Source organism: Salipiger sp. PrR003, from assembly GCF_010500785.1.
Lineage (GTDB): Bacteria > Pseudomonadota > Alphaproteobacteria > Rhodobacterales > Rhodobacteraceae > Salipiger > Salipiger pacificus_A.
The window spans coordinates 43073-70007 of the sequence record NZ_JAAGOV010000040.1; the positions used below are offsets into that span (position 1 = coordinate 43073).

Sequence of the window (26935 nt, forward strand, 5' to 3'; positions counted from 1 at the left end):
GTTTCCTCTATTCTTATTAGAGCCACCAGGTGGCGTCAACTGTTCTTAAACCCTAGCGAACAAGGAAAGGATACTAAAAGCCCCCTCCAACATCTCCCCCACCGCTGAAGTCTCCCCCGCCGGAGAGCCCCCCCGAACTGTCGAAGCCTCCCCCACCGGCATCTCCGCCGGAATGCCTGAAGGGGTTTTTCAGAGAAGAACCCGTCGTCTCAGATGCGTGCGTCGGCCCATCTGAGAAAAGTGCGGTTGCCATGAGCATGTCGTTGGCTGATCCGCTAGTGGTTCCCGCATTCGACGCACGGGCGCGGGACCGAACGGGGCGGCTCATGTCGACAGCCCATTCCTGTGTGCCCATGACCTCTTGCCTCTCGCTTGGGATATAGTCCTCCTTTGAGGCCTGCACGCCCCGTCTTGTCTGAAGCAGCGTGAACACAGCTACCCCGACGGCCACGGCTCCACCAAAGGGAACAGACTGCGTGCTGACATAGGCCGCAAGCCCTGCGGCTGCGGACAGGGTCAGTCCAATAGACCTCTTGGTTCGTGCTTCCTTGTGGTCTCTCTCCAGGTTCGCTGCAACGCGCGCGACCAACAGGGCGTGGTAGATGGCGCCATTGCCTGCGGGGATGATGCCAACGGCCACGGGACCTTCGATCGCCCCACCCTTGGTGCCAAAGTCGTAGAGAAGGTCGCCTCGCACGAGAACGATGGAATTCGAGGGTACTTCCATCTTCTCACCGTCTCCCAGGACCTTGGTTCTCACGCGGCGCCAGTCAATCTCTTTGACTTCGAGGCTGCAAAGACGGGCAAGGGCTATGCCGCCCTCGACTCTGAATTTCTTCGGCCCACAATTTGTGATCCCCATAGGGTGCATCCTTTCAGTTGTCCCTTCTCAGGTAGCCGAAGGAGGTTTCAGCCGTGGAAACATCCTCGAGCGGCTTAGAACTCGCTGCTTGTCGCACTGTCGAAAGTCGCTGAATGGTGGTCCCCCGATAGATCGCCAGCCGAGGCTCCGCCTCCTGGAAAGTGCTGCTCCACATCCCAATCCCCACCGATACCGCTCTCGAATGTAAAGGCCGGGCCAACATCAGAAGAATACTCAGGAGATTCCATCGCGAGGCAAAGCCAATAGGTCGGTAACGCATCACCATCTCTATGCGGGACCAGCGGGACTGCCTTGTCGTACACTTCTGACCCAGGTTTGCGACGCCGTTGAACCGGGACATCTACTGCCCGAACTCGGGCCGTCCAGTCGTCCAACCTTTCGCTTGGTCGGTATGGTGGCATGTCCATGCGGCTTGCTTTCTTCGACAGCACGTAGAGGAGAACCTGCAAGGCCACGATCACCATTACGCCCTGCCAGCCGCCCTCACCCCCAAGGATGAGAAGAAGCCCACTGAGAACGAGCACTGGTCCGGCGGTCAACGCCCAGCGCTTAATTTGCGACTTTCTATGCCGCTGCTCGATCTTTCTGATTTCTAACGTCAGGCGGTGATGCAAGCCGCCGAACCCTGTGTTGCGCACAATGCCAATGACCGCCGGACCGACCACCTTACCACTATCGTAGGCAAAGTCGTAGAGATGGCATCCTTGGACGAGAACAGAGCTGTAAGGCAGCACCTCATAGACCTCTCCCTCCTTGAGATGGCGAACCCGTTCCTTGGGGATGCTGGCCTGTAAAGCGGCTGCTTCGAGCGCGTTCAATCGCGCATAGCCATACGCGCGATCGATCCTGGCCTTCAGCACAGTTTCATCAGCCATGACCGATCTCTCTGCCAATTCCGTCGCTGTCAGATTCTGAATTTTCAGGTTCCGCACCTCTTTTGGCTTCGGCATTCTGGACTAAGCTAGCGTCAGTTCTCTGGGAGAGAGCCATCGAGAGCAGGCGTCGCTCCCCCGGAGAGTTCCCAGCGGGCACCGCGGCGGTTCTGGTTTCCCCGGTGTCTCCAGATTTCGGGCGCTTGGCCACAACATGTAGCATCTGCAAACCGTCAACTTTCTCTCGGGCGCTGGGCTCGTAGCCTTGCCTGACACGTTCACTCATCACACCAGCAAGGAGAACCACCGCTACAGCCACCACCGCCGCGGCGCCACCCCCGTATTCTGGAGATTTCGTTAGTAACATGCTGATCGAGCCAGTTAAGAAAGCCAAAGAAAGCCCCAGGGCTTGCCGCGAGCGCACCTCTCTCTCACCGCGCAGGATCTTAACCAAGATGCGGCTCTGCATCAGTGCATGGAATTGTGCACCTCCATAGGCAGCCACAAGCGCGACCCCGGCCGGCCCAGTGATTGATCCGCCCTTCGGACCGAAATCGTAGAGCATGTTGCCGCGGACCAGCGCGACCCCATAGGGAGGCACCTTCATCGTTGCACGCTCCGGAAGAGCCTCGCAGACGGCTACCTTGTAGTCGATCAGCCTCAGTTCACGCTCATTGAGTTCTGCGACTCCAGCGGCCCCCTCGATGTCTGCAACCATGTCCTCATACACGAAGTTCATCATTTAGCCTTCCTCTCTTCGGTCGATTTCGGCGTTAGTGCCGCAGTCGCAAAGAGCAGGTCGGCACCATAGCTTTCGTTGGCCGGCAGTCGCCTGCCCTCCCGAAATACTCGGACGTCCACGTGCTCATCTCCCGAGACCGGTCGCCGTTCGCTAGGCTCAGGCGGAAACGCGCTCTCCGGCAGTTGAACGGAGACCATTGCGCGGGACACCGCAGCCCCACAGGCTAACGCGATAGCGGCCTGCATCCATGAACCGGATGCAGAGTAGACAGCGATACCTGCAACCGCGGCGCAGCACAAAACAATGTGATACTTCGTCCACAAGTCTCGAATCTGGACAGACCATCCGTCTACAATTGGGTTCGCAAGGCGCTTATGAAAGTCGTGACCACTGTGTTCCGTGAGGACGGCAGCTGCAACGGGCCCCTCGATGACCCCTCCGTCGTCTCCGAAGTCATATAGGAGGTCACCCTTCACGAGCACTGCACTGTTGGGTGGCGCCGTCATCGTCTCTCCTTCTGAGACAATGCGCGCCTTCACATCGCGCCAATCCATCAACTCCAAGGCCGACTTGGGGAGTGTAACCACACCGACTGCCCCCTTCACAGTGATAGTCGTGGCTTCGCTTGCTTCGGTCATAGGCTCGGTCATTGGCACCAACTTTCCTTCATATAATCCATGCAGAGGTATCACAGGCCAGTTTACCCAATCTCAACGCGCCCCGCAGGCTACAAGAATAGAATGTTGACATGTGATATCACAAGGATAAAATGGAGGCGAACCTCAAAGGATACCCGCGATGCTTCCGGCAAAGCCGACGACCTCCGCCCAGCGCGACCCCGACAGCAACATGCTGACCGTCGATCCCGGATCGTGGTGGCGCTTCGTCGGTGAAGCTGAGGAGTTCAAGCGATTCTCCATCCCGGACCACGGCCTTGTTCTGATGGTTAACGAGGCCCGTGTCGTCGACGGTGAGTTGCACACTGTCGTGGTGAGCTACCACCCCCTGTGGGGAAACGGTTCCACCCGGTTTCTTGTCGATGACTTCCTGTCCAAGTTCACTCCGGAACCCGATGGGGCAGCGGTGCGTGCGCAGGAGCTTCAGCAGGTCATGGAAGAGATCGGCGTCGTCACTGGCCGCCTGAACTCTGAGCCGCCGGCCGAGCAGCTCCGAACTCTGATTTCTGAGCAGAAGGAAAAATCAGAGAAAGCACAGTCTGAAAACCCTCAAGAGCCGGCGGCGCTGGGCGCTAACGTTCCGGCCGCACTCCTGCCCTCGCAGGATATTGCCGCGGCTCAAGCCAGGCTCGAGGGACAGATTGCGGAGATGAATGCGCGCACCACGTGGATTGAGGTGCAGACCAAAGAGATGAGGAGCCTCATGGAAACGGCGGGGCGCTTCCAGATGGAGAAGGCCAACCAGACACTCGCCCAGATCTCCGACGTCACGAAGAAGTCTCAGGACCTTCTCAAGCAAGTGCACTCCATGCGGCTGTTCCTCGGAGAGGACATCTCCGTCACCGAATTGGTTTCCGGCGCTTCCGCTGACAAAAGTGAGCCCCTGACCTTCCTTCAGCGCATGCTATTCCTCGACGAGGAAATCATGATCCAGTCCGTGCAGGATGGCGGCTTCGACTATCGGGACATGCAGGACCTTGGCTCAATCCTGCAAGCGAACCCAGCTCTTGTCGACCGGATGCTGCCGTACCAGCGCTCCGTCGCCATCACACGTATTCGTCGGCACACCGACCTTCCCAACACGAGTGCGAAGTTCACGATCCAGGAAGTTATGGCGCTGCTCGCGGAGCAAAATGCGAATGAGCGCATCCAGGTGCTGATCCGTGACGGAGAGCGTGTGGTCATGATCCAGGCCGACGAGACAACCTCGAAGGCCGAGCGCCTCTTCCCGTCCCGTCAGGAGATCGAGAAGATCTTCACCGGCGGTTTCTCGTCTTCCCGCCAGATCACGCCGGGCGATCTGAATTACACGGATGCTCGGGCCAAACACGATGATCGCGCCCTCTTCTACAAGCGCTTCCTGATCATGTTCTGGGGGCTGCATGAGCGTGAGGGGCTCTTTGGTGACTTCATGCCCAAAGGCCAGAACTGGCTCGCGGAAGATGTTCACGCCGGGCACTTCCGCTTCATCCATGATGAGGAAAACGTCCTCTCCGACGGCTGGCCGTCCGTGAATGAGTTCATCGAGCAAAAGAACCAGGGGCTGACTGTCGGCTCGCGGATCGCTGTTCAATGGGATGACGAACTGCTTAGCCAAGACAACGCACCGGGGATGTATACGGGCCTCAATGGCTACCGAGTGGACCCGCGCCGCGTTGCTCGACCGAAGTCGCGAGCCGATGTCTGCGTCACCTTCCGAAAGGGGGTTGGCCTGGCCGTGCACTGCAAGGGAATGCGTCAAGCGGCTGAGTATGATGCGCCCGAAACCGAGAAGACCTTCACCGTGAAGCTCACAAAGGTCCGCGAGTTCGCACGCCAGGAAGACGGCGAGGTGCACGAGTACGTCGACCACTGGGGGTTCTCTTCCACGCTTTGCCTTGACGATGTCTCGCTTGAAGAGCTCGATCACTACATCGCAAGCCGGATGAACCGCCGCTTCTATCGCAGCTACTTCTTGATGTTCACCGAAGCCCGCAAAGTGCTGCTCGCGGAGCGCGATCGGCTTGCCGCGGCCTTGGACGATCTCGAGCAAACGACCGGTCAACCGCGCGAGCTGGTGGAGAAAGCCATGCGGCTGTGGCGGACCTCGAAGAAATGGGCCCTGCCCGAGAAGCCCGCCCACATCAATGCCATCCGCCGGATCATCATCGCGCTTGGCGGCGGACTTGATCTGCCCGACGGAGAAAACCTTCTGAAAATTGATGTGCTCGGTAATGGCGACGTCATGGTGACCGAGGATGTTCCCGACGGGACCGTCCCGGCCATTCCCGGAATTCCGCAGCCCTACGTGCGCGAGAAGCGGTACGCAGTCACTCAGACTGGAAAGCTCTCGACTCTGAAATCTGAGACAGTGAAGGTTGCTGGCGAGCTATTCCCTGAAAAGGCGGTGACCATCGCTACACCTGCTCAGGCTCAGCACGATCGAAAGGTCCAGGCTGGACGGCGGCTGGCCTATAATGGCCTGCGGACGAAGGAGGCTCTGGAAGGCCTACAAGAGATCTTCACCCAGGAGCATGGCGACCGCATCACGGCTTTCATCGGACAACTGCTGAAGCCCAGTGAAGAGTTCTTGTCGACGATGCTGCATGCTGCCCTCCGGAAGAATATCGATGAGAAGCAGGAATTCGTGCAGGAATTTTGCCTGGCGATGCCTCTCGGTCTGGCCTCCTATCGAAAAGAGAAACGGGACTACTCCGCCGGGATCATCGTGGCTTCGATCAACGTGGTCGAGATGGCATACTGCTCCGGGCTCAAACTGGAGGCCTCCAATTGGGTCCGTCGGCTCTACAAGCGGCCTGCTGATCACCTCAAGAGGCTTGAAAAACTGGGAAGGGCAACCCCTGCACTGTCCCTCGTCGGAAAACGTTCCCTTCCTGGCCTTCTGTCCACGTCCTTGCACATGCCCGGTCAAAGTCTGGCGATCCCACGCGGTGATGGCCTGGACCAAAAAGATTTCCGCACCTGGGTCGCGGCCGAATGCCATCCTGGCATCAGCATCTTCAACATGTCCGAAGACAAGGGGGCCCAGCGCACCAAGGAAATCATGGGCCTGTACAAGGACGTGGGCATCCAAACCATCGACGAGGGGGAGAAAGCTATCCAATACGTGGTGAATTCGCGATTGCAGTCTTGAACGATGCCCGATCAATGTTTATCCTTATAACATGAACAGAGAGAGACCAATGTCCCAACACACCCTGTCCGCCACCCATACCAATGAGCAGGATCGCTCCTTTGACCGCGGGCTCAAGAACTTCATGTCCCTTGTCTATCTCCAGATGGGCGTCGGCATGTTCGTGACTGCCGTCGTGGCCATGGTCGTCGGCCTCAACCCGGGGCTTCTGGCGCTCTTTCAGGACACTGGTCCGGAAGGTGGCATCACCGTGCTCGGTATCGTCATTGCGTTGGTGCCGTTTGGCATGATCTTCCTGATGTCGTTCGGGTTCGAGAAGCTGTCGCCCACCGCGATGGGCGTTCTATTCCAGGCCTTCTGTGGTCTGATGGGCATCTCGACTGCGGGCATCTTCGCCGTCTACACCGGCGGATCGATCGCCAGCGTCTTCCTGACCACCATGATCATGTTCCTCGGGATTTCGCTTTGGGGATATACCACCAAGCGTGACCTCAGTGGTCTGGGGACCTTCTTCCTGATGGGGCTGATCGGCTTGATTGCCGCGATGGTCATCAACATCTTCCTGGCCAGCCCTGCAGTCAACTTTGCCATCTCCATCGTGGGTGTGCTCCTGTTTGCCGGCCTGACTGCCTACGACACCCAACAAACGAAATCGCTGTACACCCGCCATGCCAGCCGTGGAGACCTGCTGAAGGCGAGCACTATGGCGGCGATGAACCTCTACTTGGACCTCCTGAACCTCTTCATGTTTATGCTGTCCATTTTCGGAAATAAGAAATAATCCGATACGAACAAAAAATCAGGAAGCCCGCAGCCCCCTCGCTGCGGGCTTTTTCTTTGAGGGGCTCTCCTCGCAGGCCCCTTATCCTTGCACTATCGATCCCATCGATATATTTGAGCCTTGTACTACAAAGGCATTCTCATGAGTATTCACCCGCCCGAATTCGGCTATCTCCTCAAGAAACGTGGTCTCTACTACAACCCGGGCGCGGCCGGCTACACAGGCTCAGTCGCAGGCGCCGGTCGCTTCTCACACTGCGAGGCTCAGAGCCACGCAAAAGATGCCGGGGTATCCTACGTTCATGAATCCGAACTCACCGAGCCATATGCAGATGTGTGGGGCGCCGAGGATATTCAGATCTACGAGCGCGGCTTGAAAGAGTGGGAAACTCTGCGTCATGCGATCGCCCATACCAAAGGGATCAGCGGCGATGACTACCTCGCGGTGATGGCGGAAGACTATACGGAAGACCTGGACCGCATCCTCGATGAGAACGAGGTCCACAACGCCGCTTTTGCCAACGCTCTCGAGCACTACGCTCGTGCGAAGAACGAGGACCATCTGCGCGCTCATGCAAGAACCCTTAGGGCGACGGTATCCCTCGATCACGACGATGCCACCCAAGATCGCGTTCGGAGGGCCGCCTCAGAGGCCTTCGATCAGACGCACTGCCCGCAGATTGCTTTGTGTGCGTCTGCTTGACCCATGTTCAGAGATCCTGAAATTAAAGCCATCGCTGCGCTTCTGGAGAAAGAGGCGCAGCTGGAGCATTCCGCAGCCCTCCGAGACCTTCTGACTTCGCTCGACGAGAAGACGGTCAACGCTGATCGTCGCTTTGGGGAGCTTCGAGAGGCAAGTGTGAGCCTCCAGAATTGGTTCGAAGACAATCTCTCGGAGAAGGAATGGGATAAGGTCCCGGTGGACGTCTGGAACCGTGTGACCATGAGCGCGGGTCTTACCGAAGATCTTCCGGAGACTCTGAAAATCAGCGTTGAGGAAGCGGCCGCGGTCCTACTCTCAAGCGACGACGCCCTCCTCGAACTCGCCGTGGAAACAGTACACAACAACGCTCCCGTGAACGGGACGCGACCGGGTGTCATGCCCTCCCTTCGAGAAGCCCTTCGACACCTGGCAAAGCTGCCGGCTCCCGCCGCTGAGGACGATGCGCCGTCAATTGGACCCCGGTAACCGCGAAACTCTATTCTTATATTGACACCACACCTAAGACGAAGGATTATCCGGAAAAACCAAGGATAGCCTTATGTTTCGCAGCCTGCGCAAGGGACCGGTGACCAACTCGTCGTCCACCCACTCCCTGATCATGCATTCTAGCGAAGAATTCGCAACGATGCACGACGCCCAGTACCTCGACACCTGGGGCGACCCTCAGCAAAACTATGTACTGCGCAGCCCCGAGCAAAAGATGCGATGGTTGGCTGGAGCGGACCGCTGGCGCCTTCAGGCAGTGACGGCAACCGAGGCTCGCAAGGTCGAGGCAATGATGCGCGATTGCGGCCTTGAACACGACCTCCAGCACTATCTGGATGAGGCCTCGGACATCAGGCTTCTGTCGTCTTCAACGATCTCGGGTATGGGGCTTCAGGACATCGATCTTCACCTTGTTCTGGGCATCATCCTCGATCCAAACTTCGTCATCTATGGCTACTACGACAACAACCCCTGCTTTGCCGCCGTGGCCAAGGACTCAGGCGTATTTACTCTGACGTCTGTCTTCCGGGCGCGCCAGGATGGTGAGGCTGTGATCCTCTATGACCAGAGAACTGGCAACAAGCTGCGCTGGTCGCGCCAACCCTACGAGAAGAGCTCCACACCTGAGCTGGTCGACGTGAAGGTGACGGACTTCTGCGGGTTTGGCTGCGAATTTTGCTACATGGGCAGCACCAAGAAGGGCAAGCACGCTCCCATTCGACGGATCGAAAAGGTATTCCGTGAACTTGCCGGCATGGGTGTGTTCGAACTTGCGATCGGCGGCGGCGAGCCCGCGCATCACCCAAGGTTCGCGGACATCATTGCGCTGGCCACGAAACACGGGATCAACTTCAATTTCACCGCCTATGGCATCGACTGGATCAAGAAGCCGGAGGTTATCGCCGCCCTCAAGGAGCGCTCCAGCAAGAGGCTGATGACTGGTGTCGGCATCTCCGTCCACAAGGAGGACGACCTCACCAAGATCCTGCGGGCTCAGGAAGAGCTGAAGGATGTAGGCCTAAACTCATATTCTCTGAAACTGATGGCTCAGACGGTCGTCGGCGCAACACCTTATTCGGTGAGCCGCGGTCTGCTGGAGGCATGCATCGGATGTGACATCCCTCTGCTTCTTCTTGGATTCAAAACGACCGGACGCGGAGCCGACTTCGTGCGCAGCCCGGAGAAGCTCGACGAAATCCGAGACCTTCTCGAGCGCGCCAAGGAAGGGGCCACCACGCCTGATGAGTATGGTTCCAAGCCCCAATTCACCCTCTCGGTCGACACCTGCTTCGTCGACGCATACAGCGACCTTCTGGAAGAGTTCGGTATTCCTGAGCAGCTCTGGGCCTCTCCGGAGGGCGCCTTCTCGATGTATGTTGACGCCGTCGAAGACATGGTCGCTCCCTCGAGCTATTGCGATGCGTCCCTGCGCCAACCGCGTGGCGACATCGCCGCACAATTCAGAGAGTTCACTCCGATCGTGCGGTCTCTCCCAGTTCGCGGTGAGGAGCCTAAGGATGTCCCCCTCTACGAAGGCGATGAAGCCCGCATGAAGGGGACTGCGGCCGACGGCTCCGAATGGGACATCTCGGTCGAAACCGTGCTCGAGCACATGGTGGCGGGCGAAGACCCGAAGTTCCCCTTCAAGCGGCCGATCACCCGGCAACGTCTCGAAGACTATCTCGGTGACCACTCTCTGGAAATCGATGGCTGGGAATTGGTTAGAATCCTGCCCCCCAGCCCTGCCGGCATCATCTTCAACAACGAGGAACTCTGAAAATGGAAGTGAAGAGCATCAAACACGTTTGCGCCTATGACCGCGACCACGGCAGTGCCCTGGTCGTGAATGGTCTGGTTGTCGCAACCTGTAACTACGACGAGCACGGGTCCGCTGGCACCGAACTCCTCGGAAAGGTCATGGACGGGATCGCAAAGATCTCGAATATCTACCCGATCGAAGAGGAAGTATCTGACGAGGAGTTTCTCAAGCTCACGGGGATCACCTGATGGCCTGGCTTCTCTATCCCTTGGCCTTGGTCGGCTCCATCGTTGTCGGTGGGGTCCTCTGGCTGCTTCTATCCGAGCTTGTTCGCGCGGCCCTGCAAACTGGCCGCTTGTGCGCGGTTCAGCACCGCTGGGCTGATGTCGATATCACCCTAAAGATGCGATGGCGCTGGTTCCTGCACGAGATTGGTTCGTGCTCTGACTACGAGGTTGGTCCCTTCGAGCTCCCCAATAATCCTCGCTCACCGATCCGGAGGACCAGTTCCTACCGCGGTTTCCCCTCCGACAAACAACGCGAGCAGTATCGCAAGCAAGAGGAAGCCGAGGCACGCGCTCACTGGAACTAATCCTGCCCAAGAAAGGGCCGCAGTTTATATGAATAGGCGAACTTCTATTCTTGCACAGCAGGCGCTTTCAGTGCTACCTCCAAGAAAAGGAGATAGGCTTGTACATGTTTGGGTTCTTCATCTTCATGCTCATGGCATTCCCCGGCACAATGGGAAAGCTTGCGGCTGAGTTTGTCCATGAATTCGATAAGAAGCGCGCAGCTCTCCGAGAAGAGGACCAGGGGGAGGACGCATCTTGAGCACCAAAATCTACAACGGCTTCAAGCTCACCACGAGTGACTTTGCCGAAATCTACGAACTCGCCGAAACTTGGAGGGCCATCTTCATCGATGCCTGCCAGGTAAAGATCGAGAAACACGCAGCCCAGCGCATTGTTCGCCTGATCGACATGCCGGCTGCCCTTGCCCATGAACGACCGGACGGCGCTCAAAAGATGATTGAGGAGCGCAGCCACAGCAGCCCTCTTTCGAAGATCTGGTTCGACATCAGTGATGAAGTGCGTGAGAGCATGCACAAGGGCACTCGGGCACCGCTGGTAGACGTCGACGTGCGCTTGCATCTGTTCCCGTTCGAGGGGGCGGTCTACGGCATCCTGCATGCCGAAGGCTCTGACTTCAGGGAGAAGTTCTTCTCCCAAGAGCAGGTTGAGGACTTCAGCTACTGGAACAATACCGATCGCAATGAGGATGTTCCCGAACAAGAGTGGTCTGAGCGTGATCGTGTGTGGGATGGGATCTTCGATCGCCGCCGTCACCGGTCCTTCCTCGGAAACCATGGCTTCGAGATCAAGCTCACCGACGGCTATGCTCCCGTCTTCGATCCTGAACGCGTCGTCAGCTTTATTCCTTCACACGTCGACCGCTGCCGTGAGACTGCCGGGCATGTACTTGGCGACAAATGGTACACGGAATGGGTAGGTGACCGAGATCGCCAGAAGATGTCCGGCGGTGAGCTGATGGAAGGTATTTGGCAGGCCCAGTCCAAAGCCAAGACCGATGAGGGGAAGGCCGAGATCGAGGCCCTTGCCGAGCGTCTTCAGGACATCCTGCAGCCCGAGATCACTGTCGACGACATCCGGAGCTGGCCCGAAGTCGAATTCCCGACCGCGCCAGCCCCCTGAAATTCACAAAAGGAAGATTTCCATGACCAAAGTAATGACCCCCTCCAAGATCGGGCCGCGTGCGGTGACCAGCCTCCGGCAGACCGTGGTTCTGCCCGGTGAGCCAGTTCCAGAACCGGAGTTCTATAATACGCTGGCTCCCGGCGAGACCATGGACGTGACCTCGGGCTCTTGCCTCATCGTGCGCAATGGCGATGACCTCCAGGAGGTGCTGTTCCTCGAGGATGAGATCATCCGAGGTCCCCTGGCGTACGTGAACCACGGGGAACGCGATCACACGTATAGCGCGCGCAAGGCCGTCCAGAGAAGCAAAGGCGAGGCGCTCTTTATCGCCGCCGTTTTTGGCGTGATCACCTTGGTTCTGGTCGCCGGGGAACTGCTCTTCTCTTGGCCAGCAGACCTCAGCGTCCTCAGGAACCTGTCCGTTGTCTTTGTTGGCGCATTCTCGTGGATCGCCCTGTACATCGACCAGTACGCGAAACGCAGGCCCGCATCGGCCCTCCGGCGCAACTATCGTACCGGTCCCCTGACGGTGAAGTTCCCAGCGAACGCGCAGCCCGTCGACTAAGACCCACTGCTCGATTGAGATGGCAACAGGCTGGAAACCGTCGGCCTGCTGCCTTGCCCCGCGGACCAAGAGACCGCTGCAAGACAATCCGCTTACACGACTGCCTCAGGTGGTCCCGATCAACTCGGCAACGCTGCCGCACCAATTTTGAAAGATAGAATATTGCCCGAACTCAAGCTCCCTCCCCTCAAACAAACCCTCTTTGAGACTCAAAGGACCCCAATCATGCCCCATCGACAAGACCCCGCCCCGGGCGCCCCAAGCAACCTGTTCCATCACCGCGGCGCCGCAGAGGCGCTTGGCGTCACCACCGACGAACTCGAGAACATGTCCATGCGCGAGCTTTCCGACCGGTGCTACGACCTCGGGCTCGAGCCGGTTTTCAGGATCGGTGGCGGCGTCGACGTTGGCCTCACGATGAGAGCGGACCCCGAAGGTGACGTACACAAAAAGTAGAGAACTATGATCGCAAAGAGATCACTACCCCACGTTGTATTGCTTCGTTGCCCAACCGGGTCAGTCTGTGAGGTAGCCTAGTAGAGAGGATGGGATATCCCGAGAAGTGTGTAGAACTCTCCAGAGGTCTACAAAGTCCTCTTCTACATAGTAGAACGCCAGGTATCCGAAGCCTTGAACCGGCCATACTCGCAAACCTGGTCGGTCTAGCTCCCACCCGAACCTTGGTGAACCCGACTCCGGGTGTGTTGAGATATGAAGGCAGGCATCTTCGAATGCCTCGATGAATCTCAAAGCCACCTCGAGACCTGCCTCGCGCACGAGGTAGTCGACGGCATCCGCGGCATCTTGGTTGGCAGCCTGTCTAGGAATTAGGGTCTTCACACGGTCGGTCAAGTTTCCTTGCTCGCCGCCCGATGGGCCCGTGCTCGGAGGTTTTCGAAGGTTTTCGCCGTAATGGGTTCAGCTTGAGAGCTCTTGCGTCCTTCGTCAAGCAGGACACGGAGTGCCTGGCGATCCAGGTCGCGGCGGATAAGGTCGCGGATATATTCGCTCGACGTGCTGAACCCGCGCGCCTCAGTCTGGGCATCTACTGCGGAGCGCATGTCGTCGGGAAGAGAGATGTTCATGGTCGCCATGAGTTACATGGTCGTACCGATGGCATAATTTGTCAATATGGAGCCATATTCCCTCAGTTACCCGTGCCGAACCGTCTCAGGAAGCAGCTCAATGTAGAAGTAAGGCCACTGAATCCCGACTTCGGCTTCTGCCCCTCGTAGAAGGCCTCAATCTTGGCCATCTCGCGCTCGTAGGCCGGCCCCACGCCATCCTCGAGCGTTACCGGCTCATTGGGCAGGTTGAAGTCTGGCAGCGCCCATGGATCGGACATCTCGAACTTCTGCTGAGGGAGCCAGGCTTCGAAGTCTCGCACGCGTTCGAGCAGATCCACCGTCAGGCGATCCTCCATCAGTGCATAGAGCTCGTCGGGGATTATGCCATAGTACGCGCCGGCGATCCCGCCTGCGATGCATGCCATCGTGTCAGCGTCGCCGCCCATCGAAATCGCCAGACGGATTGCATCCTCATAGCTGTAGCTGTCCAGGAAGGCGATGATGGATTCAGGAACGGACTCCTGGCAGGAGACTCTGAATTCGTAGTCCTGCCTCATGTCCTCGATGCGGCGATCGAGATCGTAGCCGTATGTCTTTGATATCTTGCTTCTGCCAGCCCTCGAGAGCCATGCGGATGGCCACGGCCGTCGCCTGGGCCCCTCGAATTCCCTGCCAGTGATTGTGGGTCACCTCCGCGGTGCGCTGGGCGATCTCCGCCGCCTCCTTGATCGAGGACGCGAAATAGGCGGCCGGCGACACCCGCATGGCAGAGCCGTTGCCCCAACTCCCGTAGGGCCCAGCGTCTGGGTCACACAACCACCCGAGGAAATTCAGACCGTAGCCGCGCGTGAAGTAGTCCGTGCCGAGCTCGCGCAGAGCCTCGACAATTGGCTTGCCCCCATGGAGGTGATCGAAAACCGCCAGCGTGCAGACGGTGTCGTCCGTGAAGGTGTTATCTCCATGATCGAGCCTGATCGCCTCCGGGTCCTTGAGTGGGTCCCACTCGTATCGCGAGCCACAAATGTCCCCAATTATTGCACCGATCATGCCTACATCCTCTTCATCAGCCTCTTGGGAGCTGAGAGCGATATGTTCAGAGCGCGTTAACCCGGGCGACGACGTCCTCGTATATCAGTAACCAACAATTTTCAGAGTCTTCGATGCCCGTCATCTATCAGAAATGGATCACCAGAAAGCACCTCCAGGACAACCCGGATCAGCTCTACCTGTTCGGCGACAACCTCATCAAACGGGGCTACGGCGGCCAGGCCAAGCAGATGCGTGGGGAGCCAAACGCCGTGGGCATTCCAACCAAGAAGCTGCCCAGCATGGAGCCGGGGTCATTCCTCTCCGACGACGATTACGAAACCAACAAGGCGGCTATCCTGAAGGCTGTCGAACCTGTGGTGGAAGCTCTGCGTGACGGCCGAACCGTAGTCATGCCAGAGGCCGGTATAGGCACCTTCCTAGCCCGCCTAGATGAGGAAGCCCCCAGAACCGGGGAATTCCTGAAAAGGGTCATGGCCCGCATTGTGGCACTTGGCGAGGAACACGCTCCGCCGAGTGGTCCGAACCACAGGTAGTGGCCAAGCCCCATATAGCTTGATTGCTATGGAGGTTGCACTGCAGGGCGCGCTGGGCATTGACCTGGGGGTTCAGGAGTCTGGGGACTTTAAACGGTTCGCCCCGGATGCTCACGACGTTGGATTTTGACGATTTACCTCGCTTGCCACCGCTCTGCCATATCCCCCTCTACAGCACAAAGGATCTGAGATGGCACACCGATATAACCACGGCTTCGACATGAACATGGAGATCGCCTCCAACGAGGAAGACGCCTCCGATGTCACCGCAGAGCAGATCAGAGACATCCTGAAAAAACGCCTCGCGATGTCAGACGACGAGCTGATGACCCTCGTGAACAACTTCGACACCAAGGAACTGGAGCCGGGCGACAACGTCGACGCAGAGGTTCCTGCAGCACCCGCGCCGGCTGGACTCTGAAATGCTTCTGATCGGCAACCGAGAATATCCACATCCCGGCGTGCCAGACGATCTCCGGAACAGAATTCATCTGCGTCGACAAGCACGCTCACCTGACCATCTGACCAGTTGCGACCGGAACCTATACTTGCTAGGGTACTCTAAAGAATAAAGGCGAGCGCCATGCTCTTCATTGGAGACGTTCACGGGAAGTGGACGCGATACAGAGACCTGATCGACGGTCAGACCGATACAGTTCAGCTTGGGGACTTCATGGTCGGCTACAAGATGTCGAACCACGCCGCCGAAGCTCGAATCCTGGAGAGAATGGAGGACGGCAACCACCGCTTCATCCGAGGCAACCACGACAATCCGGCAGCCTGCAAAGCGACGAGCCGCTGGATCCCCGATGGTACGGTCGAGGGTGCCTACATGTTCATGGGAGGCGCCTATTCAATTGACCGGGCTGCCCTCATCGAGGGCGCGGATTGGTGGGCTGACGAGGAGCTCTCAACCGGAGAGCTTGGGGAAATGATCGACATCTACGAGGAGACCAAGCCCAGCATCATGGTCACCCACGATGCTCCCGAGAAGGTCGCCCGACAGCTCTTCTCTTTGCACCCCTCTGGCGTCAGCGCGAGCCGTACCCGGCGCGCTCTCGACATCATGCTCGATATCCACCGACCCGATGCCTGGGTCTTCGGTCACTGGCACAAAAGTCGGCGCCAAATCATCGAGGGCACCGAATTCATCTGCCTGCGTGAACTGGAGATCGCCAATGTTTAAGGTGACCGTCCACCGCAGCAACTGGCGCGCCTACAAAGCCTGTCCGGAGATCCGTCACCACATTCGCAAGCAATACGCCTGGGGTTTCGTGCAGAAGCTCCTCTGTGTGGTCGTTCTCCCCCTTCTTATCGTTCCGGTGAGCATCACGATCGTCGGCGAGCTGCTGAAAACCCCAACCGAGCGCTTGCTGGTCGGCACACTCGGGCTGGCAAGCCAAAAGAGACGGCACTGGAAATCCGAGGCCTACGAAGTTCTCTCGCTTGAGGAAATTCAGGAGCGCACCGGCAGGCGGAAGTCCAGCGCTTAAGCCTCTCCTCACTCTGAAGTCGCTCACCATGTCGATCAGTTCCCACGCGCATCTCCGCGGGAACTGATTTCCAGCTCTGGACAAATGCTCTATGAGTTCTCCTGATTTTTGCAGGAGAACCGGCCATCGACACTCTCACTGAAATTGCCAACGAGCTAGCTACCATGGACGTGGCCCAGCACCCGATCCACAGGTGCTATCAGGAATGGCAAGAAACCGGGACAGCGCCATGTGATCCAGTGGTTGCCTTGCGAGAGAACCAGCCGGAAGGCCGGGAGCACATCTACTACTTCATCAGCGAGTTCGGACTGCGTGACGCTTTGATCCCCCATTGGGGGTTCTGCTTCCCGCGGCCAGCCCTCATCGACTACCTCCTGGCCCACGGCCCTGTGCTCGAACTTGGGGCTGGCAAGGGCCTCGTCAGCAAGCTTGTGATGGCAGCAGGCGGGGACATTGTAGCAACCGACATCGCACCGTCGGCCCATCACGTGCTCGAACTCGATGCAGAAACCGCGGTAAAGCAGGACCAGGGGAAGTCTCTGATTTTTTGTTCGTGGCCGAGCTTGGCTGGAGACTGGTTCGGCGATGCCCTGCAGTTCATGCAGCCGGGCCAGAAGGTGGTCTTCATCGGAGAGCCGGGCTCGACCGCCTCGCACACATTCTTCGACCAGATTGGGCACACCCTAGTTCCCGAGCGATTGGAGAACTCCGAAGACTTCAATGTTCGGTTCCAGGGGCTCAACGACCGAGCACACCTGCTTCGCCGAGTGGAGTAGTTCTTGGGCGCCGAGCATATGGTGAAGCCCAGCGCCCGAGGATCGTCAGGTTACTTCGACCCGAGTAGCTTGAGACCACCCTCTGAGATCTCGCGAAGCGTGGTCTCGATGTTCTCCGGGGCCACAAACTTCGAAAGGGTCTTGGTGAGGTCGCGCAATTTCTCGGCGAAGGCCTCCAGAGCGGCTTCGTTGGCATCGGTTGCCTGCACGCAGGCGACGGTTTTGCCGTTGTTGTCGCGATAGACCTCCGGCCAGGCACTGATCCGCCACGGACTGCTAAATTCTCGGCGCACTTCGATCTCCCGCATCAGAACGCTGCCATCCAGCGTCACGCCGCGCCAGACATCCTGCCAAGAGAGCGTGCACCCTGCTCCAACGCCTCGACCATAAAGTCGGGCAGGATCGACTTTGACGAGGAACCAGCGCTCCCACTTGATCGCGAACCTCGCGTCGAGCTTGGCCAGCATTGCTTTCAAGCACAGGTCGAGGTCAGAGCCATACTCTTTCTCGCCTTCGCACTCGAGCTGGAACATGGTGGCCACAACCGGCCTGGGCGCCGTGTCGCTGTCCCCATACTTGGACTGCATGTAGACCACGATCTCGACCTTCTTGGTCACGATCCGACCATCTGCCTCCTGCTGCACGTCGTAGGGGAAAACAGCGATCTTCTTGCCCTTACCCGGGCTTTGCGAAATTGATCCGCGAGGCATGACTAATCCTTATTCATCCTTGCTGAAATCCTATCCTTTATCATATATACAAGCAACAGCATTTACCTGCCGCTAGTGGATCTCGCGGCTTGCTTCGGGTCGCGTACATTCACACGAATAGATTTCAGGATTTCTCATGACCATCGATTACCCCTTCCAAGATGTTCTCGCCGACCACGACGTTGGGCCCTTTCTCCGCCAATACATGATGGATGAGGACGGTGAGCCGGGCGATGACTGGCTGGACACTCTGGAGCAATGCATCGAACCGGTTCTCCGCGACTTCCTGACTCAAGCGTCGCTCACAGGCCAACTCTCGTCCACTCCCGACGACATTGGGGAATGGAACCCCTTCATTCAGTCATGGAACGAGTTCGTGGATGAGGGCGCCGGCAGCAAGAGTCCCGTTGAAATGGAGAACCGGCTCAACGAAATCATGGAGGTCCTGCGCATGCCGAGCGGGCCGATCTTCGGTCCTCTACACGGTGTCTGCCGAGACATGAGCGAATGCTCGGCCAGAATGATGCTCGCTGCTCACCTCAGGTCAGGTATCTTTACGATCGACGACAAGAAGCCTGACGAACCCGAACAGGCTCCCTACTGCCGCTTTGACTTCAAAGGCTGGAAGTCCGAGCCCCCAAAGCCGCTCGATCACTCTGAAGAGGCTTCCCAATGGTCTGAATTCGGAGAGCCCAACGAAATCATCCAAGACAGCGCCACCTTCCCCAGTGGGGACCTCATCATCGCTGACTACATCGACATCGACTTCCTGCTGGACCACATCGAGACGCACACCGTTCACGGTATCGATGGCATGGTGGCGACATCCGCTGTGACCCATAGAAGCGCAATCGTCCCCCTGGAGGGCGGTGGCTTCGCCATTGGGAATATTGAGAGTTCAGACGCCCCCTACATCGAGCAGGCGCACCAGGTGCTTATGGTCATTGATCGTCAGTCTCTCCGTGAGGTTCTGAAAACGGAGGACCCCACACTCACCGACGCCGACGCTCAACAGCTCATTGAAGACTTCCTGAGTGATAACCCCCGGGCTGTGATCTTCTCGGTCGAGCCAGGCGAGTACCACTTCTACAGAGGAGAGGACCCCTTCGAACTTCTGGGTGAGTACGCGATCGAGGATGGCCGTCTGGAGGGCATGGACCTGCATATGGTCGCCAGTCCCGAAGAGCTCGAGTTCACTCTCAAGGCCGCACAGGCGCCCGCGCTGGGCATGTCGTGAGACCTGCCGCAGGAATGTGACGCAGTCCGCATGAACATTTTCAGAGAATCCCACAGGAGAAAACGATGACCCAACCACGCGATGAGAAGAGCTACGCATTCCTGATGCCCTTTGGGCCAGATGGGGAGATGGCTGCCATGGATCTGCATGACACCCGGTGGAAGGTGGCGGTGGCACGCCCGAAAGAGGGCTCTACCACAGAGCGCGACCTGAGCGAGGTGCAGGAATTCGGTGACGCAGGTGAGGCCGCCCGGGCCTTCTTTGCTCTCATGGGTGAGGGGCTGCAAGGCGTCGTGGATTCCCCTAATCTTCGCGTCTATGCCAAGTCTCCCGAAAGCATCTTCGATGACATGACCGACGCCACGCATGAGGTCTGCGACGCAATCCCAGAAGAAGACCAACGAGATGACGACTGGGACAACACTGAGTTCACCGAACTGCGCGACGCGATGCAGGACATCCTGGAAGCCGCCAACAACTCCCCTGCGCCCTGAAAGGACCCAGCTAAATGAGCATTTTCAGAGAACGTCTGACGATCGCAAACACGCGCCCGTTCCTGCGTCATTTCCTGATGAAAGAGCGCGATGGGAATTGGGACTGGAACGCCACCCTCGCCGGGCCGATCAATTCCGCCCTTAAGGCCTACCTGAGAGACCTAAGGAAAGGAGCCGGTATGGCCCCGTGCCCAGACAGCGAGGGGCATCGCGTTCGTTTCATCGACCTTTGGAACCGCTTGGCCACCAACAGCTACCGCAAAGGCTGGATGTCGACACTTCCAGTCAAGGACGTCACCTACACATTGCCTGCACAGGACATCAAACACTTGGCAGAAGTGATCGGCGGCATTTCCAATGGGCCTATCGAAGGCCTGCGGAGGCATGTTCAACTGAACGGACCCGCTGCAAGCGAGGAAGAAGCCTATGAGGCCCTCGTGAGTGCACTCGAGCGTGGACAGTTCGACTTCTTCGATCCATCTGACTGCCGATGTGACGTGGATGCACAAAGGTACCGAGTGACCTTCGATGGCTGGGCCCCCACAGCACACGAATTCCGAAGCCGGGCGCCCATGGAGGCGATCCCGCCTGAAGTTGGAATGGCGGCGGTCCACGCAGAGGTCGAATTCCCCTCCGGACACTTGCTGATCACCGATGTCTTCGCGCTCAAGGAATTCGTGGACCGTGTGCGGCCGAACCGAACATCACATGTGTCCGCTGACCTGCCCCGTGCCAAGCACGCAAAGGAGCTGGCCGAAGAGGAAGGGATCGTGCACGTTTTTCACGAGTTCGGGCCCAACATTCTTCCCATGGACAACGGCGGCCTGAACTTCGTGCAGTTCTCTGAAGTTGATGATCACAGGATGGATCTCACTGACCGCCCAAATTCCGACACATGGGCCGTGAGCGTGATCGATCGCGAAACCTTCGTGAACATGCTGTTCGAGGACCGCGGATGCGAACGAGAGGTCGCTGAAGCAGCCGTGGACGCCTTCTTGGAGGAGCATCAGGACATCATCCACCGGCAGGTCGAGCCGGGCACCTATCATCTCTATTTCGGGACCAACGATGAGGTAAACCTCGATGCCTACGACATTGCAGGCGTCGATCAGGATGGACTCGAGGAGATCCTGATTTTGTCGCCAGAGCCACTTGAGCTGACACCAAAGGAAGACGGGCCGCTTGCTCCGAAGACCGGTCATGATGCTTCTCCGTGCCTCCAAATGTGAGACTTTTCGCTTACTAAAGGTCTGTGGTCGTCGTGGCCGCAGACCTCGCTTTAGCGGCCTGTCGGCAATGACAAATATCATCTTAAAGTTATATTGGAGCCACGAGTATCAGCAACCAAAGGTCCGAAGTGATGCGAGCGGTAGAACCCGTTCTCGATTTCCACGACCAAGTTCTTAACGATTTTCGGGACGCGTCATCGCCATGTGTGGAGGGCGCGTACTTTCTCATAGAGGAACTCGAGACCCAGGACCCTGACTTGGATGAGAAGTGTGGGCTACTTGACGATCGGTATGAGGTATACGCCTTGAAGGTCCCGAAGTGCTCAAGCCTCTCGCTTATCGTATCCCTTGACACTTCTCAGGAAGAACCTTGGCCATGCACTCTTCACGGCCTTGTCCGAAAACGCGCGGACGCCTGAGAGTAACGAAACACTTGAAACTCCTAGACCCAACTTGGGAGCCGAACGATGCCAAATAAGAGCTTTAAAGATGAAATCCTCACCCTCCGCTCAGATGTGGCCGCCTCTGTCAAAGAGAACGATGAAAAACGACGCCTTGCTCTCGCGCTTCGAGCTCTCCGCAAAGACAAGGGTCTCACTCAGAAGGATGTTGAGAAAAGATCCAACCTGAGCCAACCGGTCATTTCGAAATTGGAATCGCCAACGGGTGCACTTCCAAATTGGAGCACCGTAACGCGGTATGTGGAGGCTTGCGAAGGCCACATGCTGGTTGGGTTTTCCGCGCACAAATTTAATGAAGCCGCCTTCATTGAATCTCAAAAGGAAGATGGCGACACTGTCGTGGCGATGACGATCTAATGACTTCAGACGTTGCCCATTGGTGGTTGAACCTAGCCTCTCTTGTCGGGATTGCAGTTCTAGCAATCCCGACCTGGTCACTAAATGTTATGAAGAAGAAGCTTCAGAGGATCCGGGAGATTTTACCTGAAGAACCCGCTGCCTTCAAAGGCCAAGTCAAAGTCATCTTGGAAAAGAAGAGGGATCGTGAGGCGTCTGATTGGCGGTCTATTGACGAAAAATGCCTGATGTTCGGCTATCTCTTACTTTTTGCGAGCGCCTTCCTGCGCCTTCTTGTACCAATCTCCTAGAAATAGGAATAAGAAGACCGGGCCGTAACAAGGCGACGAAGGCCAGGACAGGGGGCACCGGTAATAAAGCTATACGGAAATAGCAGTCTGGGAGGAGAAAACAACCCCTCCCAGTCTATTATTGCGAGCTGGTCTTCTTGGTCAGCCCACCATGGGCGTTGATACCGTCAACGGTTGCGAGCACAGTCGCGAGGCGTTTCTGATCCGGCGGGTGGGTTCCCCAGAAGCTCAGGTTCCCGTCCTGATTGGTCTTTTCCTCGGGACGCGCAAAGAACCGCGCGCCTTTGACTGGGTCATAACCTGCAGCCTTGGTAATTGCGGTGCCGATCACGTCGCTCTCGAGCTCGTAGGTCTGCGAATAGGCCATGTTTCCTACGCCGGCCCCCACCGCCATCGTGTCCTGCAATACGCGCTGGTCGACACCGACGTTGCTGTAGGCCGCCAGGGCGCCAACCACCAGCGCACCGGCCATGGCCTGCTGCTGTTTCTTGTGCATGTGCTGGCCGATGTGGTGCCCCATCTCGTGGCCCATCACGAAGGCAAGCTCATCGGGGTTCCGCGCATCCTGGATCATCGGAAGCGTGAAGGCGACGATCGGGCGGCCGCTCTCAGTATAGGTCTGGTAGGCATTCCGCACGGGCATGTTCTGGTCGACCACGATGTTAATGTCGCAGTCGAACCCCGGGCGGTCCGCGGTCTCCTGTTTGCAGAAGCGTTCTGCGACCGGCTCAACCCGAGACACCACCTGGAGGAACTGGCGTAGGGCCGCGGCCTCGGATAGCCGTCCGCCAGCCTTTGCAGTCGCCGGGTTGTGCTCCTCGGCAAACATGCTGGCTGCCACCTGAGTGTGATTGGCCGAAGCCTCCGGCACGTTGTAGGTGGTCCCGCATGCAGACACCGCTGCCAGAAGACCAAACAACAGGCCTCCGCGCAGTGCCGTCTTGAAACTCCTCATCTTCACTTCACTCCCCTGATTGAACTCATATAGCCTGCCGTCCGCCTGGCCTCTCAGCTGTCTATAGCGAGGCAAGCAATCTTGCTGTGAAACAAGGTACTGAAAAGCGCTCACGTACAGAGTGTGGCTTAGCAGCACCAATCTTCGCATGATGACATTGTACCGCGCGCCAGGGCAGAATTGAAGAATTAATTCTGTGGAAACCGAGAAAGAATAGTCATGCGCGAATGCGCCATTTATTCTTTCACTCCCCCGCCCTCCTCCGCGCTCTTGCGGCAACAGCAGTCCTCTCTACGGTCGCTTCCAGTCGGAGGAGATGTTCTCGAGAAATCCCGAACTCTACAGCTGCGATCGATTTCAGCAAGCCTACCTCGATCGAGGCTGGCCCACAGGCGATAGCATCTCGGTCATCAAGAAAATCGACCGGATGGTGCGAAGCCGTTTCCGGTATCGCAGGGACCGCGGCGATAAATGGGACGCCCATCCAGAAGTGCTCCTGCAGTCGAAGAGCACCCTGAAGGGCGACTGTGACGACCAGGCAGCGACCACCGTTGCCATGGCGCTTTGCGCGGGCGTACCCAGGGACAAGCTCGGCTTCGTCATCACCTCGCCGGATTTCGACAACATCAGCACCACCGAGAACCACATTCTCGGCTTCTATAGGGACGATGACGGCAACTTCTGGAGGCTGGGGGACACCAAGTATGCGGTGACACCACTGAACAAGGGATTGGGCCGCATCAGTCACTGGATGTACCTCGACGCCCCCCACCACTGGGTTGTAAACGACCCTGCCAACCCAGTTCCCATTCACCTCCCGACCGTGGCCTACGAACCACAACTGTGATCTTAGAGAGACGCGGAAAGCCGATTGCGCGACGACGCTATTGATCCTCGTCCTCTCCGCATCCATTTTTGTCGTCGAAACGACACTGACTGGGTAACACTCTGATTTTTCGAAGGGGAACCGATCTTCGCCTGAAGCATTATTGGACCAGCGAAACCCTTCAAGTGGGCTCAGAATGAGCGCCACAAAGAGAGGTAACATGGCTGACGAGACGCAGACATTGTTCGCCGACATGGCGCTTGCGGCTTTCCTGGAGTCTCCCGCGCCCCAGATGGTGCTGGAGAACCGACACATCACTGACATCAACCACGCAGGCGCGAGACTATTCGGCTCTCCTCGTGAGGAGCTGCTTGGACGGCCGACGATGGATCTGCATCCAACAGTCGCCGGATATGACAGCCTTGGCGAGGCCTATGCAGAGTCCTTCCTCGCCGACAAGAAGAACTACTTTGAGGACGAGCGTCTCCTAAAGACACTCAAGGGTGAAACCTTCTGGGCGCGCATCCGTGGCAAACCTCTTGCCGACGAAAAAACGGTGTGGAGCATCGAGCGGGTTCAGGCTGTCGGCGTCAACCTTGACTGCTTGACGGATCGTGAGCATCAGGTCGTCCGGCAACTCGCCCGTGGTCTCACCTCAAAGCAGGCCGCTGAACAGCTCGGTTGCTCTCATCGAACCGTAGAAACCCATCGGGGACGGATCATGAAGAAGCTCGACGCAAGAAATATCGCCGAGCTCCTTCAAAAGATATCGGCCTGACCGGGTCATGACGGTGCGGGGGAGCCCACAGAGAGGTCTCGCTCGATCCCGAGCATTAATTCCCCCCACCCAGCATGCCACACAATCCCCTCCGGGGACGTCGGCTTGAAATTCAGATTGTGGGGATACTCGAGCATCATGGAGCGATGGCCCACCTCGAGACCGACACAGGCGTTGTCGAAGTTGTCCTCGACCCAGAGTGACGGTGCGTATTTCGCCAGGGCGTCGAACTTGCTGATATGACGTGGAAGGCACGTCAGTTCCGAGAAGACGTCACCGAACTCGTTGATCAGGTTCCATTCCCGGCGCTCGATGCACGCCACTTCATCCGAGCACGATGTGATGACGACAAGCTCATGGCCCTCAGCGGAGAGTTTGCGGATACCCTCGACGGCCCCTGGAACCGGCTCAAGCTCGCCGAATGCTTCCGTTTGCTCGTTGAAATGTCCGATCGTCGCACCGATCCGCGACTTATCGAGCCCGGTCCATGCCTGCATGTTCCAGCTTGCGGGGCGTTCCCCCTTGGTCGAGACACCATGGTGATCGAGAAGGTATTTCCTGTATCCAGCCGCCCAGTTCAGCAGAACGTCGTCACAATCGAATAGAATAGTAGCCATCAGGCCTCCTTAAGAACTCTCTGAAAAAGCTCCGCCCGCGACCGGAAGGTCTCGATGATTTCGTAGACGGAGTGACAATTGCTGAGGCGCACGCAGTCAAAGAGACGACCCGCTTGCTTGGCGCTGAGACACGTAGGCGCAAGTGCGGAAATGACATCGGACTTCAACGCCAGACGACGTAAAACTCGCATTTCATCACTGTCTTCGCGATGCCCAATGTAGGCCGCGAAGCTCCTCTTGAGCCGGACGCCTAGCATCCGCTCCAGAGACTGCTGAACGTTGCGTTCCCAGGTCGGGTCCGCCCATTCCTTCGTGTCTTCAATTTTATCCAATGTCGGGCACATGAATGCCGGCACCTCATACTTGTGAGATGCTTCTACAGGGCTACTCTTTCGACGACGTTAATCCTCAAAGGACAAGCTATGACGAAGCCTGGCACCTACTACCACGTGACAACGGCCGACAACCTCGAGAGCATTCAGGCGGCCGGCCTCGAGCCTCGCTTAGGTGAGCGCGCTCAGAAGTGGGAAGACGAGAAAGGCGTCTGGCTCTACGAAGACCTGGAGACCACGGAAGATGCCCTGACCAATTGGATGGGCGACGATCTGCCCGATGACCAGGACGTCGCCATCCTCGAGATCACCCTCGACGAGACCCAACGCGAAAACCTCACTCAGAAGGAAGACGAGTTCGATCTCCGGTACGACGGAGTGATCCCGCCCAGCGCCATCAAGGTGCACTCCATCGACCCCGCGGTTGTGCCCCCCAAACCCTAAGAGCACAGTTGCTCTCTACGAAAGATCGGAAATCTCGTTGAGCTCAATGAGCTCAACATATCTACCGTCAACTCTTATCCGGCCTTCAGATTCCAGCCCTCGAAGGCTGCGGCTTACTGTCTCCAATGTTAGTCCAAGGTAGTTCCCGATGGCTTGCCGAGACATGAGAGTATCCAACACCACCGCACCTCTACCAGCTCTGCTCCGGGCCGGCAGCTTGCTCTTCAAGAGAAGCAGATAGCTTGCTACGCGTTCTCGAGCGGACATTTTCCCCAAGACCGTCATCCATTGACGCATGGCACGAAGGTCGTCGCTTGCGCGCTCGAGGTACATAGATCTCAGTCCGACATTGCTCTCAACAAACCTAGAGAAGACGTCTGCGTCGAATGTGCAGACTTGGCAGTCCTGCACCGCCCGCAGTTCAGATGGCGCCTTGCCATTGTTGGAGCCACCGATGATGTCTCCGGGAAAATGGAGGGCCAAGATCTGAGTCCTTCCATCGCGCAACCTTCCAACACTCGCCGCAACGCCTGCTCCGATACAAACCACCGGCACAGAAGAGCTTCCCCTATCAACTATGATCCGCTCGGCCGAGACAATCTGAATTTTTCGACCTTGATACTCCCCAGGCCGGCGGCGAGCGAATGCGACCCTGCAAAGCGTCCTCGCCCCGACCAAGCACCGTGCGCACTCGCCGCTTTCCATCTCTATTCCAGCCACGCGGCTTCCCTTTTCAGTCTCACTGCGCCGCAGCACTCGAGCGGCATCAAGCAGTATAACCGACATCGGAGATTCATGAATTTCCATTTCGATTACTACGGCGTGCTCGGCAAGCTTGCGCTCCCGAACCTTCGTTCAGCGAAGGCGCCGCATTGTTCCGTTTCAGTAGTCGCTGACGCTGGAAGGGGGCTGTGGTATGATCCCTCAATTGGATGAGCGCATTTAGAGGG

The 26935-nt window shown here is 57.7% G+C and carries 34 protein-coding genes and 1 pseudogene; 23 read left to right on the plus strand and 12 right to left on the minus strand.

Annotated elements, in window-relative coordinates; genetic code table 11:
• Positions 1-73: 73 nt before the first annotated feature.
• From G0D83_RS13370 to G0D83_RS13385, 4 genes are all read right to left on the minus strand, one after another.
• Entirely contained in the window at positions 74-862 is a 789-nt protein-coding gene (locus tag G0D83_RS13370) for a hypothetical protein (RefSeq protein ID WP_164194802.1), read from the minus strand.
• Positions 863-936: 74 nt separating this feature from the next.
• A complete protein-coding gene (locus tag G0D83_RS13375; protein ID WP_164194805.1) occupies positions 937-1758 on the minus strand; it encodes a hypothetical protein in 822 nt (273 codons plus the stop codon).
• Positions 1751-2497 (minus strand): hypothetical protein, encoded by a 747-nt coding sequence (locus G0D83_RS13380; RefSeq protein ID WP_164194808.1) that lies wholly within the window; start codon positions 2495-2497, stop codon positions 1751-1753. The genes G0D83_RS13375 and G0D83_RS13380 overlap by 8 nt, the downstream gene beginning before the upstream one ends.
• Positions 2494-3147, minus strand: a complete 654-nt coding sequence (locus G0D83_RS13385; RefSeq protein WP_164194811.1) for a hypothetical protein — start codon at positions 3145-3147, stop codon at positions 2494-2496. Before G0D83_RS13385 ends, G0D83_RS13380 begins: the two co-directional genes overlap by 4 nt.
• 148 nt (positions 3148-3295) lie before the next feature.
• Here G0D83_RS13385 and G0D83_RS13390 point away from each other — a divergent pair, with 148 nt between their 5' ends.
• The 10 genes from G0D83_RS13390 to G0D83_RS13435 all read left to right on the plus strand — a co-directional run bounded on the left by G0D83_RS13390 (position 3296) and on the right by G0D83_RS13435 (position 12792).
• A complete protein-coding gene (locus G0D83_RS13390; RefSeq protein ID WP_164194815.1) occupies positions 3296-6307 on the plus strand; it encodes a hypothetical protein in 3012 nt (1003 codons plus the stop codon).
• A 49-nt stretch (positions 6308-6356) separates the two neighbouring features.
• Positions 6357-7088: a Bax inhibitor-1/YccA family protein gene (locus G0D83_RS13395; protein WP_164194818.1), complete on the plus strand. Its 732-nt coding sequence runs from the start codon at positions 6357-6359 to the stop codon at positions 7086-7088.
• A gap of 141 nt (positions 7089-7229) precedes the next feature.
• Complete coding sequence (locus tag G0D83_RS13400) at positions 7230-7790, plus strand: hypothetical protein (protein ID WP_164194821.1); 561 nt, start codon at positions 7230-7232, stop codon at positions 7788-7790.
• A gap of 3 nt (positions 7791-7793) precedes the next feature.
• Complete coding sequence (locus G0D83_RS13405; RefSeq protein ID WP_164194824.1) at positions 7794-8276, plus strand: hypothetical protein; 483 nt, start codon at positions 7794-7796, stop codon at positions 8274-8276.
• 73 nt (positions 8277-8349) lie between these two features.
• Entirely contained in the window at positions 8350-10074 is a 1725-nt protein-coding gene (locus G0D83_RS13410) for a radical SAM protein (RefSeq protein WP_164194827.1), read from the plus strand.
• A gap of 2 nt (positions 10075-10076) precedes the next feature.
• A complete protein-coding gene (locus tag G0D83_RS13415) occupies positions 10077-10304 on the plus strand; it encodes a hypothetical protein (protein ID WP_164194831.1) in 228 nt (75 codons plus the stop codon).
• Complete coding sequence (locus G0D83_RS13420; protein ID WP_164194835.1) at positions 10304-10648, plus strand: hypothetical protein; 345 nt, start codon at positions 10304-10306, stop codon at positions 10646-10648. The genes G0D83_RS13415 and G0D83_RS13420 overlap by 1 nt, the downstream gene beginning before the upstream one ends.
• Before the next feature lie 235 nt (positions 10649-10883).
• Entirely contained in the window at positions 10884-11768 is an 885-nt protein-coding gene (locus G0D83_RS13425; RefSeq protein WP_164194838.1) for a hypothetical protein, read from the plus strand.
• Positions 11769-11790: 22 nt separating this feature from the next.
• A complete protein-coding gene (locus tag G0D83_RS13430; protein WP_164194842.1) occupies positions 11791-12336 on the plus strand; it encodes a hypothetical protein in 546 nt (181 codons plus the stop codon).
• A 225-nt stretch (positions 12337-12561) separates the two neighbouring features.
• Positions 12562-12792 (plus strand): hypothetical protein, encoded by a 231-nt coding sequence (locus tag G0D83_RS13435; RefSeq protein WP_164194845.1) that lies wholly within the window; start codon positions 12562-12564, stop codon positions 12790-12792.
• Between the two features lie 60 nt (positions 12793-12852).
• Here the strand turns inward: G0D83_RS13435 and G0D83_RS13440 are convergent, their stop codons facing one another.
• The 3 genes and pseudogenes from G0D83_RS13440 to G0D83_RS32765 all read right to left on the minus strand — a co-directional run bounded on the left by G0D83_RS13440 (position 12853) and on the right by G0D83_RS32765 (position 14450).
• The gene (locus tag G0D83_RS13440; protein ID WP_164194848.1) at positions 12853-13188 is read right to left on the minus strand and encodes a type II toxin-antitoxin system RelE/ParE family toxin; all 336 of its coding nucleotides are present in this window, start codon (positions 13186-13188) and stop codon (positions 12853-12855) included.
• Positions 13185-13430 (minus strand): ribbon-helix-helix domain-containing protein, encoded by a 246-nt coding sequence (locus G0D83_RS13445; protein WP_164194852.1) that lies wholly within the window; start codon positions 13428-13430, stop codon positions 13185-13187. The genes G0D83_RS13440 and G0D83_RS13445 overlap by 4 nt, the downstream gene beginning before the upstream one ends.
• A gap of 53 nt (positions 13431-13483) precedes the next feature.
• A pseudogene (locus G0D83_RS32765) lies at positions 13484-14450 on the minus strand (ADP-ribosylglycohydrolase family protein).
• 113 nt (positions 14451-14563) lie between these two features.
• On the opposite strand from G0D83_RS32765, the gene G0D83_RS13460 reads away from it, so the two are divergent.
• The 5 genes from G0D83_RS13460 (at position 14564) to G0D83_RS13480 (ending at position 17255) form a co-directional block, all read left to right on the plus strand.
• Positions 14564-14986 (plus strand): hypothetical protein, encoded by a 423-nt coding sequence (locus tag G0D83_RS13460; RefSeq protein WP_203595605.1) that lies wholly within the window; start codon positions 14564-14566, stop codon positions 14984-14986.
• 190 nt (positions 14987-15176) lie between these two features.
• Positions 15177-15407 carry a hypothetical protein gene (locus G0D83_RS13465; protein WP_164194859.1) on the plus strand — a complete coding sequence of 77 codons (231 nt, stop codon included), beginning with the start codon at positions 15177-15179 and terminating at the stop codon, positions 15405-15407.
• Between the two features lie 162 nt (positions 15408-15569).
• The gene (locus tag G0D83_RS13470) at positions 15570-16172 is read left to right on the plus strand and encodes a metallophosphoesterase (protein WP_164194861.1); all 603 of its coding nucleotides are present in this window, start codon (positions 15570-15572) and stop codon (positions 16170-16172) included.
• Positions 16165-16479 (plus strand): hypothetical protein, encoded by a 315-nt coding sequence (locus G0D83_RS13475; protein ID WP_164194862.1) that lies wholly within the window; start codon positions 16165-16167, stop codon positions 16477-16479. The genes G0D83_RS13470 and G0D83_RS13475 overlap by 8 nt, the downstream gene beginning before the upstream one ends.
• 164 nt (positions 16480-16643) lie before the next feature.
• Entirely contained in the window at positions 16644-17255 is a 612-nt protein-coding gene (locus G0D83_RS13480; RefSeq protein WP_164194865.1) for a hypothetical protein, read from the plus strand.
• Positions 17256-17305: 50 nt separating this feature from the next.
• Here the strand turns inward: G0D83_RS13480 and G0D83_RS13485 are convergent, their stop codons facing one another.
• Complete coding sequence (locus G0D83_RS13485; RefSeq protein WP_164194867.1) at positions 17306-17872, minus strand: hypothetical protein; 567 nt, start codon at positions 17870-17872, stop codon at positions 17306-17308.
• Between the two features lie 229 nt (positions 17873-18101).
• On the opposite strand from G0D83_RS13485, the gene G0D83_RS13490 reads away from it, so the two are divergent.
• The 5 genes from G0D83_RS13490 (at position 18102) to G0D83_RS13510 (ending at position 22033) form a co-directional block, all read left to right on the plus strand.
• Positions 18102-19202, plus strand: coding sequence for a hypothetical protein (locus G0D83_RS13490; RefSeq protein WP_164194869.1), 1101 nt, complete (start codon positions 18102-18104; stop codon positions 19200-19202).
• A gap of 65 nt (positions 19203-19267) precedes the next feature.
• Positions 19268-19696 (plus strand): hypothetical protein, encoded by a 429-nt coding sequence (locus G0D83_RS13495; RefSeq protein ID WP_164194871.1) that lies wholly within the window; start codon positions 19268-19270, stop codon positions 19694-19696.
• Between the two features lie 14 nt (positions 19697-19710).
• The gene (locus G0D83_RS13500; protein WP_164194873.1) at positions 19711-20925 is read left to right on the plus strand and encodes a hypothetical protein; all 1215 of its coding nucleotides are present in this window, start codon (positions 19711-19713) and stop codon (positions 20923-20925) included.
• Positions 20926-21392: 467 nt separating this feature from the next.
• Complete coding sequence (locus G0D83_RS13505; RefSeq protein WP_164194876.1) at positions 21393-21743, plus strand: helix-turn-helix transcriptional regulator; 351 nt, start codon at positions 21393-21395, stop codon at positions 21741-21743.
• Positions 21743-22033 carry a hypothetical protein gene (locus G0D83_RS13510; RefSeq protein WP_164194878.1) on the plus strand — a complete coding sequence of 97 codons (291 nt, stop codon included), beginning with the start codon at positions 21743-21745 and terminating at the stop codon, positions 22031-22033. The genes G0D83_RS13505 and G0D83_RS13510 overlap by 1 nt, the downstream gene beginning before the upstream one ends.
• A 118-nt stretch (positions 22034-22151) precedes the next feature.
• On the opposite strand, the gene G0D83_RS13515 is transcribed toward G0D83_RS13510, so the two are convergent.
• The gene (locus G0D83_RS13515) at positions 22152-22988 is read right to left on the minus strand and encodes a M48 family metalloprotease (RefSeq protein ID WP_164194880.1); all 837 of its coding nucleotides are present in this window, start codon (positions 22986-22988) and stop codon (positions 22152-22154) included.
• 316 nt (positions 22989-23304) lie between these two features.
• On the opposite strand from G0D83_RS13515, the gene G0D83_RS13520 reads away from it, so the two are divergent.
• A complete protein-coding gene (locus tag G0D83_RS13520) occupies positions 23305-23835 on the plus strand; it encodes a transglutaminase domain-containing protein (RefSeq protein WP_164194883.1) in 531 nt (176 codons plus the stop codon).
• A 199-nt stretch (positions 23836-24034) separates the two neighbouring features.
• The gene (locus tag G0D83_RS13525) at positions 24035-24592 is read left to right on the plus strand and encodes a PAS and helix-turn-helix domain-containing protein (RefSeq protein ID WP_164194885.1); all 558 of its coding nucleotides are present in this window, start codon (positions 24035-24037) and stop codon (positions 24590-24592) included.
• Positions 24593-24597: 5 nt separating this feature from the next.
• Here the strand turns inward: G0D83_RS13525 and G0D83_RS13530 are convergent, their stop codons facing one another.
• Positions 24598-25209 carry a hypothetical protein gene (locus G0D83_RS13530; protein WP_164194887.1) on the minus strand — a complete coding sequence of 204 codons (612 nt, stop codon included), beginning with the start codon at positions 25207-25209 and terminating at the stop codon, positions 24598-24600.
• Positions 25209-25565: a hypothetical protein gene (locus G0D83_RS13535; protein WP_164194889.1), complete on the minus strand. Its 357-nt coding sequence runs from the start codon at positions 25563-25565 to the stop codon at positions 25209-25211. Before G0D83_RS13535 ends, G0D83_RS13530 begins: the two co-directional genes overlap by 1 nt.
• Before the next feature lie 66 nt (positions 25566-25631).
• On the opposite strand from G0D83_RS13535, the gene G0D83_RS13540 reads away from it, so the two are divergent.
• Entirely contained in the window at positions 25632-25985 is a 354-nt protein-coding gene (locus G0D83_RS13540) for a hypothetical protein (protein ID WP_164194891.1), read from the plus strand.
• A gap of 15 nt (positions 25986-26000) precedes the next feature.
• Here G0D83_RS13540 and G0D83_RS32770 read toward each other — a convergent pair whose 3' ends face one another.
• On the minus strand, positions 26001-26792 hold the full coding sequence (locus G0D83_RS32770; protein WP_370457237.1) for a Crp/Fnr family transcriptional regulator: 792 nt from the start codon (positions 26790-26792) through the stop codon (positions 26001-26003).
• Positions 26793-26935: the final 143 nt, after the last annotated feature.